General features: G+C 57.2%; 11 protein-coding genes and 1 tRNA gene. 10 read left to right on the top strand and 2 right to left on the bottom strand.

What is annotated here, in order from left to right:
* The first annotated feature begins 39 nt into the window (after positions 1–39).
* The 10 genes from ASB65_RS09075 to ASB65_RS09025 all read left to right on the top strand — a co-directional run bounded on the left by ASB65_RS09075 (position 40) and on the right by ASB65_RS09025 (position 12,394).
* Positions 40–2,070, top strand: a complete 2,031-nt coding sequence (locus ASB65_RS09075) for an FUSC family protein (RefSeq protein WP_060723742.1) — start codon at positions 40–42, stop codon at positions 2,068–2,070.
* On the top strand, positions 2,067–2,276 hold the full coding sequence (locus ASB65_RS09070; protein WP_060723741.1) for a DUF1656 domain-containing protein: 210 nt from the start codon (positions 2,067–2,069) through the stop codon (positions 2,274–2,276). The genes ASB65_RS09075 and ASB65_RS09070 overlap by 4 nt, the downstream gene beginning before the upstream one ends.
* Positions 2,273–3,151, top strand: a complete 879-nt coding sequence (locus ASB65_RS09065; RefSeq protein ID WP_060723740.1) for an HlyD family secretion protein — start codon at positions 2,273–2,275, stop codon at positions 3,149–3,151. The genes ASB65_RS09070 and ASB65_RS09065 overlap by 4 nt, the downstream gene beginning before the upstream one ends.
* Before the next feature lie 420 nt (positions 3,152–3,571).
* A complete protein-coding gene (locus tag ASB65_RS09055) occupies positions 3,572–4,840 on the top strand; it encodes a sugar ABC transporter substrate-binding protein (RefSeq protein WP_060723738.1) in 1,269 nt (422 codons plus the stop codon).
* Positions 4,841–4,853: 13 nt separating this feature from the next.
* Complete coding sequence (locus tag ASB65_RS09050; RefSeq protein ID WP_060723737.1) at positions 4,854–5,942, top strand: carbohydrate ABC transporter permease; 1,089 nt, start codon at positions 4,854–4,856, stop codon at positions 5,940–5,942.
* A complete protein-coding gene (locus ASB65_RS09045) occupies positions 5,942–6,820 on the top strand; it encodes a carbohydrate ABC transporter permease (protein ID WP_003510216.1) in 879 nt (292 codons plus the stop codon). The genes ASB65_RS09050 and ASB65_RS09045 overlap by 1 nt, the downstream gene beginning before the upstream one ends.
* Positions 6,821–7,085: 265 nt before the next feature.
* Positions 7,086–8,681, top strand: a complete 1,596-nt coding sequence (locus ASB65_RS09040) for a peptide ABC transporter substrate-binding protein (RefSeq protein ID WP_060723736.1) — start codon at positions 7,086–7,088, stop codon at positions 8,679–8,681.
* A 54-nt stretch (positions 8,682–8,735) separates the two neighbouring features.
* Positions 8,736–9,659 carry an oligopeptide ABC transporter permease OppB gene (oppB, locus tag ASB65_RS09035; protein ID WP_003510218.1) on the top strand — a complete coding sequence of 308 codons (924 nt, stop codon included), beginning with the start codon at positions 8,736–8,738 and terminating at the stop codon, positions 9,657–9,659.
* Positions 9,652–10,782, top strand: coding sequence for an ABC transporter permease (locus tag ASB65_RS09030; RefSeq protein ID WP_003510220.1), 1,131 nt, complete (start codon positions 9,652–9,654; stop codon positions 10,780–10,782). Before oppB ends, ASB65_RS09030 begins: the two co-directional genes overlap by 8 nt.
* A gap of 1 nt (position 10,783) precedes the next feature.
* A complete protein-coding gene (locus ASB65_RS09025; RefSeq protein WP_003510222.1) occupies positions 10,784–12,394 on the top strand; it encodes an ABC transporter ATP-binding protein in 1,611 nt (536 codons plus the stop codon).
* A gap of 200 nt (positions 12,395–12,594) precedes the next feature.
* Here ASB65_RS09025 and ASB65_RS09020 read toward each other — a convergent pair.
* Together ASB65_RS09020 and ASB65_RS09010 are read right to left on the bottom strand one after the other, a co-directional pair.
* Positions 12,595–13,784, bottom strand: a protein-coding gene (locus ASB65_RS09020) for an IS3 family transposase (RefSeq protein WP_139786529.1) whose coding sequence is annotated in 2 segments (ribosomal slippage) — positions 12,595–13,535 and positions 13,535–13,784 — 1,191 coding nt in all. Because the reading frame shifts where the segments join, the coding sequence is not laid out codon by codon here.
* A gap of 161 nt (positions 13,785–13,945) precedes the next feature.
* Positions 13,946–14,022 (bottom strand) — tRNA-Met (locus ASB65_RS09010).
* Positions 14,023–14,068 lie beyond the last annotated feature (46 nt).

Raw genomic sequence — 14,068 nt, 5'->3', positions numbered from 1 at the left:
AGACCTCCCCACCGGAAGCTCCCGGCCGGGAGATGAGGCGTGAGCACCCGCCCGGTCGTCACCACCGCCAACGTCATTTTTTCCTTGAAGACGTTCGCAGCGGCAATGCTGGTTTATTTCATCGCCATCAGCTTCGATCTGCCTCGACCGTTTTGGGCGGTAGCTACGGTCTACATCGTCGCTCATCCGCTTTCGGGCGCGATCTCCTCCAAGTCAGTCTATCGACTGCTCGGAACTCTCATCGGCGGCGGCGCGACGATCCTCATGGTTCCCACCCTCGCAAACGAGCCTATACTGCTTTCTGCCGCGATCATTGCCTGGGTCTCGGTATGCACCTTCATCAGTCTTCTCGACCGCACGCCCCGAAGCTATGTTCCGCTACTGGCCGGATATACGGTGCTTCTTGCGGGTTTGCCGCTGGTCACGGCTCCCGCAAACACGTTTGATACGGTCGTATCGCGCATTGAGGAGATCGGTCTTGCCATCACGTGCGCCTCGATCGTCAGCCATGTCGTCTTTCCTGCCCATGTGGGCAACGTTCTCGTCGGTCGGATCGACGCATGGATGGCAAAGACGCGAACGCTCCTCGCCACGACGGCAGTCGGAGAGGTAAGCGAAATCCAGAGCAGGATGGAGCGACAAGGTCTCGCGGCGGATGCTGTGGAAATGCGCTCGTTTACGACGCATCTTCAATATGACGGCTCCAGATATCGACGTGCTGTTTCGTTGACCCGATCGCTGCAGCACCGAATGGTGTCCTTGCTTCCATTACTGGCTGAACTCGAAGATTTGCGGCGCTCATTGACCAGGCTGAATACCTCCGGCGCGCAATGGGCTCTGGTTGTGATTGCACGGGTGGCTTCTCGTTCGACGAATACCCCAGAACGCCTGAAAGTCGAGATCGATGCGCTTGCTCCGTCCGATACGCTTCATTCCTGGGAAAATCTTCTCCTCGCCAACGCTTCGCGGAATCTCGTGAATATTCTTCGGATATCCGACGAGTGCCGCACTCTTCGAGAATCTCTGGAAGAAGAGAATACGGCGAGAGCGACCCGCCGCTTCACGGCGCCCGAGACAATGCCAGCCCAGCATCGCGACATCGGAATGGCTTCGCTGTCGGCGCTTTCAGTGGCGATCTGCCTGGCGACATCGATCTTCTTCTGGATCGCAAGCGGCTGGCCAGATGGAATGACGTTTGCGCAGATATCAGGGGTCACTTGCTGCCTCCTTGCCACAATGGATGATCCGGTTCCGGCGATGCGCAAGTTTGTCCGCGTAACGATTGGCTCTGTCATCGCAGCATTCGTCTACGGTTTCGCGATCCTTCCGGCGATCGACGGTTTCGTGCCGCTCGTCGCGGCACTTGGGCTATTCCTGATCCCGGCGGGAATAAGTCTCGCGGTGCCGTCGCTGGCACTCGTCGGCATGGGATTGTGCATAAATTTTCCCCTTCTCCTCACACTCCAGTCACACCAGAGCAGTGACTTCATCACATTCTCGAACACGGGGATTGCCACCGTACTTGCCATGGTCTGGACGATTATAGTCTGCGGTATCTTCCGGTCCGTAAGGGCGGAGACGAACGCTAGAAGGCTTTTTTCCGTTACGCAGAGGCACGTTGCGAAAATCGCCGCCGGCAGACATGCAGACGCTCATGTCACGCATCATCACGTCATCGATATCGCCGGTCTGTTTGCTTCGCGAGCGGCAAAACTCCCATCGACTTCCGATGCCGCGAATGCCGATCTTATTCGGGATTTGCGCACAGGCCTTCATGTGGCGGAGATGCAGCGGCTTGCGGATGAAGCGTCCGAGCCAGTTCGTTGTAAAATGGAAGCCGTCTTCAAGGCAGTGGAAGGGCTATACGACCTGAAGTCCACCAGACGCCGTGAGTCATTGGAAAATGCCCTTGCGGTTTTGGACGAGCTTGTTCTTTCCGCTCCGGGCACTCTCACGGCGGCTGCGGAACGGGAGCTTCTGGTGCAGGTCGTCGCCCTTCGTGTTTGCCTTGCGCCGGACGCTGATCCGCCGGGCTTCTCGACGCCACCTGCAAGCGAGATGGCGGCATGACCGGACAATTCGATCTCTATGGCGCCTTCCTGCCATCGTTCGCGGCGCTCGCCCTGTTCACCTACGGCGTCCTCCGCGCTCTTGCATCGGCTCTCTCCAAGATCGGGTTCTATCGGCTGGTATGGCATCGTTCGCTGTTCAACGTCGCACTCTACGTCACCCTTCTCGGCGTGTTTTCAATTGCTATGAGCTGGTTTCAAAGATGAAGAATGTCACACATATTTCGGGTCAGGTTCTTTTGACCCTGTCTATGGTCGCTTGTGCTGCGGTGCTGAGCATGCACCTATGGTCGTTTTACATGGAAGCGCCATGGACCCGCGACGCTCATGTCCGTGCCGACATTGTCAGGTTGGCTCCCGATGTCTCCGGCCCCGTCACGGAAGTTCTGGTGTCGGACAACGAGTGGGTGGAGAAAGGCGCAACGCTATTTCGTATCGAAACACTTCGTTTCGAGCTTGCACTGCGTGACGCGGAAGCTCAGGTGCGGAGCGCCAGGGCTTCCGCGGAACTGGCAAGAGCCGATTTCGAACGATATCAGTTGCTCGCCTCGAAAGAGGCTGCCAGCCTGAAGCAGCAGCAGCAGGCGGAAAGCCAGATGCATCAGGCAGACGCTTCATATCAATCTGCGCTTGCCACCCGGGATCTCGCCGCGCTCAACCTGGAGCGGACAACCGTGAAAGCGCCCGCAACTGGGGTCGTCACGAACTTCTCTCTGCGCCGCGGAAACTATGTCTCTTCGGGTAATGCCATCGGGGTGCTGGTAGAAAGAGAATCCATCTATGTCGCAGGATATTTCGAAGAGACAAAGCTTCCCCGGCTCCACGTCAACAATCGGGTGAGGATCGACATCATGGGTGAGCCTGAACCTGTGATCGGGCACGTCGCAAGCATCGCGGCCGGCATCGAGGATCGGGAGCGCAGCGATTCCGCAGGTGCTCTCGCAAGTGTGGCACCAACATTCTCATGGGTTCGTCTGGCCCAGAGGATTCCGGTGCGGATATCGATCGACGAGATCCCTGATGGCGTGCAACTGATAGCGGGCCGGACTGCAACGGTTTCGATTGAACAAAAAAGGGACTAGGTCTTATCTGGCTCTATCAACGGCGTTGTGTGATCGCTAACCGGGTTTAGTCGTAAGGTTCCTGGAACCTTTCGCAGCCGATTACGACTCGGTTTGCAGCGAAACAAGCCATTGGAGCCACCTATTGCCAGCCGCCTGGGAGATACCGAGAACGACGACGCCGGCCGGCGTTCCCCGGATCGGGCCGAGGCCGCCAGGAATCACTGCTTCAAAGGCAGACAGCATACGCTCGGGGCCGGTCAACGGATCGAACGTCCCCAAGCGTATGCTGCAAAAGATTGCCGCAACGGCGGAGATGGAGCGGAACTTGCAGCCGCCGTAACGAGGCTTTCGCAATAGGACACTGTTGTCCGAATGCGAATTTTCTGCGGAACAATCTGTAGATGGTGAAGTTACCCTTCTTCAGGAGGAGGACCATCTATGACCACCAAAGCCATTTTTGCCGGAGCAGCCACTGCCCTGTCGATGCTTTTTTCCACTGCCGCATTGGCACAAACCGACCTGACGATGTGGTATCATGGTGCGGGCAATGTTGAAGAACGCAAGATCCTGGCGGGCATTATCGAAGACTTCAATTCGTCTCAGTCAGACTGGCGGGTCTCGCTTCAGGAATTTCCCCAGAGCGCATATAATGAGTCCGTCACCGCCGCTGCGCTCTCCAACAAGCTGCCTGACATTCTGGATGTCGACGGCCCGAACATGCCAAACTGGGCGTGGTCCGGTTATCTGCAGCCACTGCAGATCGATGAGGCAAAGCTTGCCAATTTCCTGCCGGGCGCCGTCGGGAAGTGGGGAGACAAGCTCTATTCAGTCGGCCTGTGGGACGCAGCCGTCGCGGTCTTTGCCCGCAAATCTGTTCTCGATGAAAATGGCATTCGCATTCCAACGCTGGACCAGCCATGGAGCGGCGAAGAATTTAATGCAGCGCTCGAAAAGCTCGCGGCCAGCGGCAAGTTCGACTATGCGATCGACCTCGGCATGGCCGATAAAACCGAATGGTACAGCTATGCCTTCAGCCCGTTTCTGGAAAGCTTCGGCGGCAGTTTGATCGACAAGGAAAATTATCAAACCGCCGAGAACGTCCTTAACGGAGACAGTGCCATCAAGTTCGGGGAGTGGTGGCAATCCCTGTTCCAGAAGAAGCTCGCGCCCGGAACTTCGCAGTCGCCTGCCGACCATGAAACCGGATTTCTGGAAGGTCGCCACGCCCTGCAATGGATGGGCAACTGGGTGGCGGTGAAGGCTCTGGAGAAATATGGGAACGATCTGCTGTTCCTGCCGGCCCCTGATTTCGGGAACGGTCCGAAGATCGGTGCGGGATCCTGGCAGTTTGGCGTGTCGGCCACCAGCAAACATCCGGAAGGCGCATCCGCCTTCATCGAATTCGCCATACAGGACAAATATCTCGCGCAGTTCTCCGATGCGATCGGCCTGATCCCGGCCACGTCTTCAGCGGCCCAGATGACGGAAAATTACAAGCAGGGCGGCCAGCTCGAGGTTTTCTTCGAGCTCTCCAAGCGTCAGGGAACATTGCGTCCGGTGACGCCAGCTTACGCCTTCATCTCGCCGGTCTTTTCCAAGGCCGTGTCCGACATTGCCAATGGCGCGGATGTGGCCGATACGCTGGACAATGCAACCGACGAGATAAACAACAACATAGAGCGTAATTCCGGTTACCAACCCAAATAGGGGCATGTGATCGATGGCGCTCTTTTCCTCAAAGGGGAAACTGACCCGGGACGGTTTCACGGGCTGGTTCATGGCTGGACCGGCCATGGTGCTGATCGGGCTGTTCCTGATCACGCCCTTTCTGCTGGGGCTCGGTTTTTCCTTCACCAACCAGCGGCTGACATCTCCCAATCCCACCGAGTTTGTCGGCGTTGAAAACTACACCCGGCTGCTGGGTATCGGCGTGCTCACGCTCGAGCCGGAAAGGGAGGCGGATGGGAGCCTCAAGCAGGGTGCGGATGGCGCCATCTCCTATCCGCGAATTCGCAATTTCACCCGCAACAATCCCGACTATCCCCATCTGGAAGGGATGCGGGAATATAAGAGCTTCACCTGGGGCGAGAACCAGATCGTCATTCTGGCGCGCGACGTTGTGTTTTTGACAGCACTCGTCAATACGCTTTCCTTCGTGGCGGTCGTTGCGCCGGTTCAGGCAGCACTTGCGTTGTTTCTTGCCCTGTTGGTGAACCAGAAGATTCCCGGCGTCACGATTTTCCGTGCGATCTACTTCATGCCTGTGGTGCTGTCGGTGGTGGTGGTGGCCCTGCTCTGGCGGTTTATCTATGCGGCGGATAACGGTCTTCTGAACAGCCTTTTGAGTTACATGAGCTTCGGGCTGTTCCAGCCAGTCGACTGGCTGGGCAGAACCGATACCGCCCTGTGGGCCATTCTGGTGATGTCAGTCTGGCAGGGCGTCGGTTTCCACATGGTCATATGGCTTTCCGGCCTGCAAACAATCTCTCCGGATCTTTACGAGGCGGCTGATATCGAAGGAGCGAGCCGCTGGCAGAAGTTCAGCATGATAACCTGGCCGCTGCTGCGCAACACGGCCGTGCTGATTATCATCGTCATTACCATGCAGGCTTTTGCCCTTTTTGCGCAGATCGATGTGATGACCAAGGGCGGACCCCGCGATTCGACGCAGAGCATCGTCTATCAGGCGGTTGAGCGGGGATACCGACAGCAGGACATCGCGGCAGGTTCGGCAATCTCGGTCGTCCTGTTCCTGCTTGTCCTGTGCATATCGCTCACCCAGCGATACCTGACAAGGGAGAAGCAATGATGCAGGCCGGACAACGCAAAAGCCTCGCTTTTCTCATCGGCAACTATGTACTCATGCTGGCTTTCGCGGCGATCTTCATTTTGCCCCTGCTGTTCATGGGCTTCTCGTCACTGAAACCGAACGACCAGCTGCTCAGTGATGCCACGTCGATACGAGCCTTCCTGCCGGTGGGAGACCTTTCGCTCGAAAACTACACTGCGGCTTTTGCCCGAGCGCCGATTGCGACCTTCATATTCAACTCGGTGCTGGTAACGGGCGTTACCGTCTTTCTCGCCCTGCTGCTTGGCTCGCTTGCCGCCTTCGCCTTCACCTTTTTGAACTGGCGTGGAAAGGATGTGCTCTTCTCGGTCATCCTCGCCACCCTCATCATTCCCTTTGAAACCATTGCCGTGCCGCTGCTGCTGGAAGTCAACAATCTGCCATGGATCGGCAGCAATGGGTTCACCTGGGGATGGCTCAATTCCTGGCATGTGCAGATCATTCCATGGATCGCAGACGGGCTGACGATTTTCCTCTTCGTACAATATTTCAAGGATTTGCCGAAGGAGTTGCTGGAGGCGGCGCGCATCGACGGGGCCGGCTGGCTGCGGATTTACGCGCAGGTGGTGATGCCGCTCAGCGGCCCGGTCATCGCAACGGCTGCGATCCTGAAGTTTCTCGTCATGTACAGCCAGCAATATCTATGGCCGCTTCTCGTCACCCAGTCCGAGGCCTACAGGCCGGTGATGGTGGGGCTGCAATATTTCTTCCAGCTCAACACACCCTGGGGTGAGGTGATGGCTTATCTCACCATCATCACGCTGCCGGTGCTGATCTTTTATCTCTGCCTGCAGAGGCTGTTCATCTCCAGTATCGCTGCGAGCGGGATAAAGGGATAATGCATCGGCAAGGTCGCGGCGCGAACCGTTCGGCCCCCGAAGGCCGGCATCTTCGCTTCGCGACAGCCTGCCGCCGGATGAGTTCCCACCAAAGTTTTCTACAAGAAACTCTCGGGTCAAGCTCGGGAGGCTGGGTACGTCAACCCAAGTGAAACGCGAGGTTTCGCCAGAACTCACAATTTATTGTGGTTGCGTTATTGTGGTTGCGCTTTGAAGCAATTTGGCCTTGTTTGTGGACTTAAAATATTCACGGGGAAAGAAAACAATGTCGATAACAACAACAGCGCGCGTCACTCTGCTGGTAGGATCGCTTCTGATCGGTGCCAGTTCCGCACTTGCAGAAACAGTTCTGCACCGTGGTAATGCTGGGGAACCACAGACGCTCGATCAGGCACAAACCTCGATCAACATCGAAGCCTTTATCCTGAAAGACCTTTATGAAGGTCTCACCATTTACGATGCTGCCGGCAAGATCATTCCCGGTACGGCGGAAAGCTGGACGCTGTCTGAGGATGGCACAGTCTACACGTTCAAGCTGCGCGCGGATGCGAAGTGGTCAGATGGTACTCCGGTAACGGCTGGAGATTTCGTTTTCTCCTACCAGCGCGTCGAGGACCCGAAGACCGCCGCAAAATACGCGAATATTCTCTACCCGATCAAGAACGCCGAAAAGATCAACAAGGGCGAAACGCCGGTTGAGCAGCTCGGCGTGAAGGCGGTGGATGACAAGACCCTTGAGATCACACTCGAGCGCCCGACACCCTTCTTCGTTGAACTGCTTGCCCATCAGGCGGCTCTGCCCATCTCAAAGGCGAGCTACGAAAAGAACGGCACGAACTTCGTAAAGCCTGGTGTCATGGTCTCGAACGGTGCATACAAGCTCGAAGCGCATGTCCCGAATGACAGCCTGACGGTCGTCAAGAACACCAGTTTCTGGGACGCAGCAAACACCAAGATCGATAAGGTCATCTTCTACCCGGTGGATGACCAGGCCGCATCCGTTCGCCGTTTCGAAGCGAAGGAAATGGACCTCGCCTACAATTTTTCCGCAGATCAGATCGACCGTCTGCGCAAGGCCTATGGTGAACAGGTTCACGTTTCGCCGACGCTTGCGACCTATTACTACACCTTCGATACCCGCGAAGCGCCCTATAACGACGTCCGGGTCCGCCGAGCCCTGTCGATGGCGGTGGACCGCGATTTCCTCGCCAAGGAAATCTACAGCGGCTCTCAGGTTCCGGCCTACTCGATGGTTCCCCCTGGTATGGCTTCCTACGGCGAGCCAGCCAAGGCCGACTTTGCGACGCTGTCCCAGCTTGATCGCGAAGACGAAGCCCTAAAACTCATGAAGGAAGCCGGCTACGGTGAGGGCGGCAAACCTCTTTCCGTCGAAATCCGCTACAACACCAACCCGAACCATGAGCGTGTTGCCACCGCTATTGCAGATATGTGGAAGAACACCTTTGGCGCAAAGGTGTCGCTGGTGAACCTCGACGTCGCCTCGCACTATGGCTACCTGCAGGAAGGCGGCAAATTCAATGTCGCGCGTGCTGGCTGGGTTGCCGACTATGCGGATGCGGAAAACTTCCTCGCGCTTTCCATATCCTCCAACAAGACCTTCAATTACGCCAAGTTCAACAACGCCGAATATGATGCGTTGATGAAGAAATCCTATGACGAAAAGGATCCGGCAGCGCGCTCCAAGCTGCTGCATGAGGCAGAAACGATCCTCATGAAGGAACAGCCGGTTGCTCCGCTTCTGACGCAGGCCGATCTCTGGCTGGTTTCCAACCGCGTCAAGGGTTGGGAAGATAATGCTGCCAACGAACACCTCAGCCGCTTTCTGAGCGTTTCCGAATAAGCAGCACTGGCACGGTGGCCGAAACCACCGTGCCATGCCGGAGCCCGAAAAACCATGATCTCGTTTATTCTGCGCCGTTTGGCGAGCGCCGTGCCGACGTTGTTTATCGTCGTCACGATTTCGTTTTTCCTGATGCGTTTCGCACCGGGCGGTCCGTTCAATCTTGAACGCCCCCTGCCGCCGCAGACGATGGAAAACCTGATGAGAACCTATCATCTGGATGAACCATTGTGGCGCCAGTATCTCATCTATCTCGGCAATGCCGTCACCGGCGATTTCGGTCCGAGCTACATCTACAAGGACAACACCGTCGCCCAGTTGATCGGCAAGGGCCTGCCCTATTCGCTGGAACTCGGCAGCTATGCTCTTCTATTGGCGCTGGTGGGCGGCGTTCTTGCCGGCACCTTCGCCGCGCTCAAGCAGAACAGCGCCTTCGATTTCTCGATCATGTCGATTTCGACAGTCGGCGTCACCGTGCCGAACTTCGTTGTCGCACCGGTTCTGACGCTGATCTTCGCTGTCATGCTCGGGCTTCTGCCGGCAGGCAGCTGGGGCGACGGATCGCTGCGATATCTCATTCTTCCAATGATCGCGCTCGCTTTGCCGCAGCTTGCGGTTATCGCGCGCCTGACGCGCGGTGCCATGATCGAGGCTCTGCGGATGGACCATATCCGCACCGCCAAGGCTTATGGTCTTCCAGCGCGCAGCGTGGTGGTGTTCCACGCCATGCGCGCGGCGATGCTGCCGGTCGTTTCCTATCTCGCGCCCTGTGCCGCAGCCCTGCTCACCGGTTCGGCGGTCGTCGAGACGATCTTCACGATCCCCGGCGTCGGCCGCTATTTCGTTCTTGGCGCCATCAATCGTGACTATACGCTGGTGATGGGAACCGTCGTTCTCGTCGCCATTTTTGTCATCGTGTTCAATCTCGTGGTCGATATTCTCTACGGCCTGCTCGATCCGAGGGTCAGACATGACTGATATCTCCGGCAATATTGCCCCTCAACCATCGGTGAAAAGCCGAAGCCTGTTCCAGCTGGCAGCCCTGCGTTTCAAACGAAACAAGGCGGCCATGGCTGGCTCCATCATGCTCGTGCTGATTACGCTTTTCTCATTTATCGGTCCGAATTTCCTTACGCACACCTATGATCAGGTGTTTTCGTCCTATGTCTCCGTGGCGCCAAGCCTTGAGCCACGCCCGGATGTGAACAACCTTCAGGGCGTGATGGAGGGCGTCGCAGGCCGCGCGCGCGTGGAACTGAAGGAATTTTCCGTGGAGGGGCAGACCTTCACGGCAACCATCACCTCCAGTAGCCCGATCGACCCGCGCGCGACACGTTATTTCGACCGCGCCAACGAATTCGAAAATACGAAGGTCGTCGCCACCGAAGATGAAGGCCGGACGCTGAAGCTGGAAGGCGAGGTAAACCGCGAATACTTCTTCTTCGGTACGGATTCGAACGGTCGCGACATGCTGGCTCGCGTGATGCTGGGTGGGCAGATCTCGATCACCGTCGGCGTTCTCGCCAGTCTCGTTTCGCTTGGGATCGGCGTCGTTTACGGCGCGACTGCGGGGTATATCGGGGGGCGTGTCGACAATGTGATGATGCGTTTCGTCGAAATCCTCTATTCGCTGCCCTTCGTCTTTCTGGTGGTCGTTCTGGTGGTCTTTTTCGGCCGCAGCTTTATCCTGATCTTCCTGGTCATCGGTGCCGTGGAATGGCTGGATATGGCACGTATCGTGCGTGGCCAGACGCTTGCCTTGAAACGGCGGGAATTCGTGAGTGCTGCCCAAGCCCTGGGTTTGAGCGACTGGCAGATCATCCGCCGCCACATCATTCCCAATACCATCGGGCCCGTCGTCGTCTTCGTCACCGTTGTCGTGCCCAAGGTCATTCTTCTGGAAAGCTTCCTCTCCTTCCTCGGTCTTGGCGTGCAGGCGCCGTTGACGAGCTGGGGCGCGCTGATTTCCGAAGGTGCCAACAATATCCAATCGGCACCATGGCTCCTGATATTTCCGGCGATCTTCTTCGTGCTGACCCTGTTTTCGCTCAATTTCGTGGGCGATGGGTTGCGTGATGCGCTCGATCCCAAGGATCGTTGATATGACCAAGACATCTGAAACCATCCTCACCGTCCGCAATCTCAAGGTCGATTTCACCACGCCTGATGGCACGGTGAATGCCGTTAAAGGCATCGATCTTGACGTCAAACCGGGGGAAACGCTCGCCGTTGTCGGCGAATCCGGTTCCGGCAAAAGCCAGACCATGATGGGCATCATGGGGCTGCTTGCATCCAACGGCGTTATTGAGGGCTCGGCAAAATATCGCGGGCGCGAGCTGATCGGTCTGCCGGTCAGCAAACTGAACGACATCCGCGGCGCGAAAATCACCATGATTTTCCAGGAGCCGATGACCTCGCTCGATCCCCTCTACAGGATAGGCGCGCAAATCGCCGAACCGATCATCCACCACAAAGGTGGCAGCAAAAGACAAGCGCGTGCACGCGTTCTCGAACTCCTGAAGCTCGTGGGAATTCCTGATCCGGAGCGGCGCATAGACAGCTACCCACACGAACTCTCCGGCGGCCAGCGCCAGCGCGTCATGATTGCCATGGCTCTCGCGAATGAACCGGACATTCTGATTGCAGATGAGCCGACGACTGCGCTCGATGTAACGATCCAGGCGCAGATTCTCGACCTTCTGAAGTCGTTGCAGCAACGCTTCGGCATGGCCATCGTCCTGATCACGCATGATCTCGGCGTTGTCCGCCACTTTGCCGATCGCGTCGCCGTCATGCGCCGCGGCGAGATTGTCGAGACCGGCACGACGGAGGATATCTTCGATCGTCCGCAGGCGGAATACACCAGGATGCTTCTTGACGCAGAACCCAGCGGGCACAAGCCTGCAGTCGGTAAAGAGGCGCCGATCGTTCTTTCCGGCCAGAACGTGACAGTCGATTATAAAATCCCCGGCGGCTTCCTGTCGAAGCCCAGCAGGTTTCGGGCCGTCGATGACGTCAATCTCAGCCTTCACCAGGGACAGACCATCGGCATCGTCGGTGAATCGGGATCGGGCAAGTCCACGCTCGGTCGCGCGCTTTTGCGTCTTGCCCATGCAAATGGCCGCATTTTCTTCGGCGCGACGGAAATCAGCGGCCTCGACCGAAAGGCCATGCGGCCTTTGCGACGGCATCTGCAGCTGGTGTTCCAGGATCCCTATGGCTCTCTCTCGCCCAGACAGACGGTCGGAGAAATAATCACCGAAGGTCTGTTCGTGCATGAGCAGCAACTCAGCCGGGCGGAGCGTGACAAACGCGCAATCGAAGCGCTGAAAGAAGTCGGTCTCGATCCCGCCGCCCGCAACCGTTACCCTCACGAGTTTTCAGGCGGACAACGTCAGCGTATCGCAATTGCCCGCGCGATCATCCTTAAGCCTGATGTCGTCATTCTCGACGAACCTACATCGGCGCTGGACCGATCCGTTCAGGGCCAGGTTATCGACCTGCTGCGCGATTTGCAAAAAACGCACGGCCTTTCTTACATCTTCATCAGCCACGACCTTTCTGTCGTCAAAGCCATTTCGGATTACGTCATCGTCATGAGAAACGGGAAGATTGTGGAGGAGGGAGAAACGGACGACATATTCAACAGGCCGACGGCGGAATATACCGAAACACTCATCAAATCCGCGTTCTCGGCGGGAGTCGCACGGTAGATTAGCGCCCGACAGCGCCGGACTACCCCTCTTGGCAAGGCACAGGACGATCACGTCCGCGCTGTTCTTCCGGGTCTCGGTCTTTCGTCGAGAGCGGTCTATCCTGCGATCCTGCAAATCCAGCCTTTGTATAATCTCAGGCATTGAGAGGTTGGAGATTTGGCGACCATTGCGATTTGACGTGACCTTGCCCCCAAGTTTTATCCAGTTTTGAGTTCGCTCCAGCGGTTTTGGGTTGCTGTATTCGGGGCGGTAGCGGCGGGGTGCGGTGCGGAGCCATTTCGGCTGCGCAGCACCGCATCACGTCGCGGGTTGATTGTCTGAGCGAACTCGGCGGGGGTCAGCCAGCCGAGGCCAGAGTGTGGGCGGTGATCGTTGTAATCGTAGCGCCAGTTTGAAAGCGCTGATCGAGCATGAGCCAGCGACGAGAAGAGAGTCTCATTCAGGAACTCGTCCCGCAGCCGCCCATTGAAGCTTTCGATGAAGGCGTTCTGGATCGGCTTGCCCGGTGCGATGTAGTGCCATTCCACCTTGGTCCGATCCGTCCATTGCAAGATCGCGTTGCTGGTGAACTCGCTACCATTGTCGCTGACGATCATCTTCGGCTTGCCTCGTCCCTCGATGATCCGGTCCAGCTCACGGGCAACCCGCAGACCGGAAAGCGACGTATCGGCGACGAGAGCCAAGCACTCCCTGGTGCAATCGTCGACCACCGTAAGCACCCGGAACCTGCGACCATCGGTGAGCTGATCCGACACGAAGTCCAATGACCAGCGATCGTTGGCGGCAAGCGGGATCAGCATCGGTGCTCGTGTGCCTATCGCTCGTTTCCGACCGTCGCGCTTGCGCACCGTCAGTTTCTCTTCCCGATAGAGCCGGAAGAGCCGCTTGTGGTTCACAAGGTGACCCTCACGCCTGAGCAGCACATGAAGGCATCGATATCCAAAGCGGCGACGTTCATGCGCCAGCGCCTTCATCCGCTCGCGAAGATCATAGTCATCGCTGCGTCTGGTTTCGTAACGGATCGTCATCCGGCAAAAGCCGATGGCTTTACACGCCCGCCGTTCGCTCATCTGGTGGTGATCCATCAGACGCGCGACAGCTTTTCGCCTTGCTGCGGGCGTCACCACTTCTTTCCCAAAAGGTCTTTCAAAGCCGCATTGTCCAGCATCGCATCTGCCAGGAGCCGTTTCAGCTTCGTGTTCTCGTCTTCCAGCGTCTTCAATCGCTTGGCTTCGGATACGTCCATGCCGCCGAACTTGGCTTTCCACTTATAGATGCTGGCATCGCTGACGCCGTGCTTGCGGCAAAGCTCCGAGACCGGCGTGCCAGCCTCGTGCTCCTTCAGAATGCCGATGATCTGTTCGTCTGTAAAACGATTGCGCTTCATTCCCTGGTCCTCTCAATGGGCCAGAGCTTACTTCAAAATGGATTATTTCAACGGGGCAAGGTCATTGCGGTCTGGCGGAATATCGTAATTTCCGCGGTCCAGAAACGCAAAAAAGGGCTCCGCGTTGTCACGGAGCCCTTTTTATATTGTGTGACTAGAATTGGTTGCGGGGGCAGGATTTGAACCTGCGGCCTTCAGGTTATGAGCCTGACGAGCTACCGGGCTGCTCCACCCCGCGGAATGATTTATTATAGCATAAAGGCCGCTTTTGGCGGCCTTTTGAT

This window comes from Agrobacterium tumefaciens str. B6, from assembly GCF_001541315.1.
In the GTDB taxonomy this organism is placed as follows: domain Bacteria; phylum Pseudomonadota; class Alphaproteobacteria; order Rhizobiales; family Rhizobiaceae; genus Agrobacterium; species Agrobacterium radiobacter.
The sequence above is the reverse complement of the archived record's forward strand: the minus strand, read 5'-3'. Positions and strand labels throughout refer to the sequence as shown.

Coding starts and splice junctions, on each gene's coding strand:
- ASB65_RS09070 (WP_060723741.1), top strand. CDS start 2,067: ATGACCGGACAATTCGATCTCTATGGCGCCTTCCTGCCATCGTTCGCG.
- ASB65_RS09065 (WP_060723740.1), top strand. CDS start 2,273: ATGAAGAATGTCACACATATTTCGGGTCAGGTTCTTTTGACCCTGTCT.
- ASB65_RS09055 (WP_060723738.1), top strand. CDS start 3,572: ATGACCACCAAAGCCATTTTTGCCGGAGCAGCCACTGCCCTGTCGATG.
- ASB65_RS09050 (WP_060723737.1), top strand. CDS start 4,854: ATGGCGCTCTTTTCCTCAAAGGGGAAACTGACCCGGGACGGTTTCACG.
- ASB65_RS09045 (WP_003510216.1), top strand. CDS start 5,942: ATGCAGGCCGGACAACGCAAAAGCCTCGCTTTTCTCATCGGCAACTAT.
- ASB65_RS09040 (WP_060723736.1), top strand. CDS start 7,086: ATGTCGATAACAACAACAGCGCGCGTCACTCTGCTGGTAGGATCGCTT.
- oppB (WP_003510218.1), top strand. CDS start 8,736: ATGATCTCGTTTATTCTGCGCCGTTTGGCGAGCGCCGTGCCGACGTTG.
- ASB65_RS09030 (WP_003510220.1), top strand. CDS start 9,652: ATGACTGATATCTCCGGCAATATTGCCCCTCAACCATCGGTGAAAAGC.
- ASB65_RS09025 (WP_003510222.1), top strand. CDS start 10,784: ATGACCAAGACATCTGAAACCATCCTCACCGTCCGCAATCTCAAGGTC.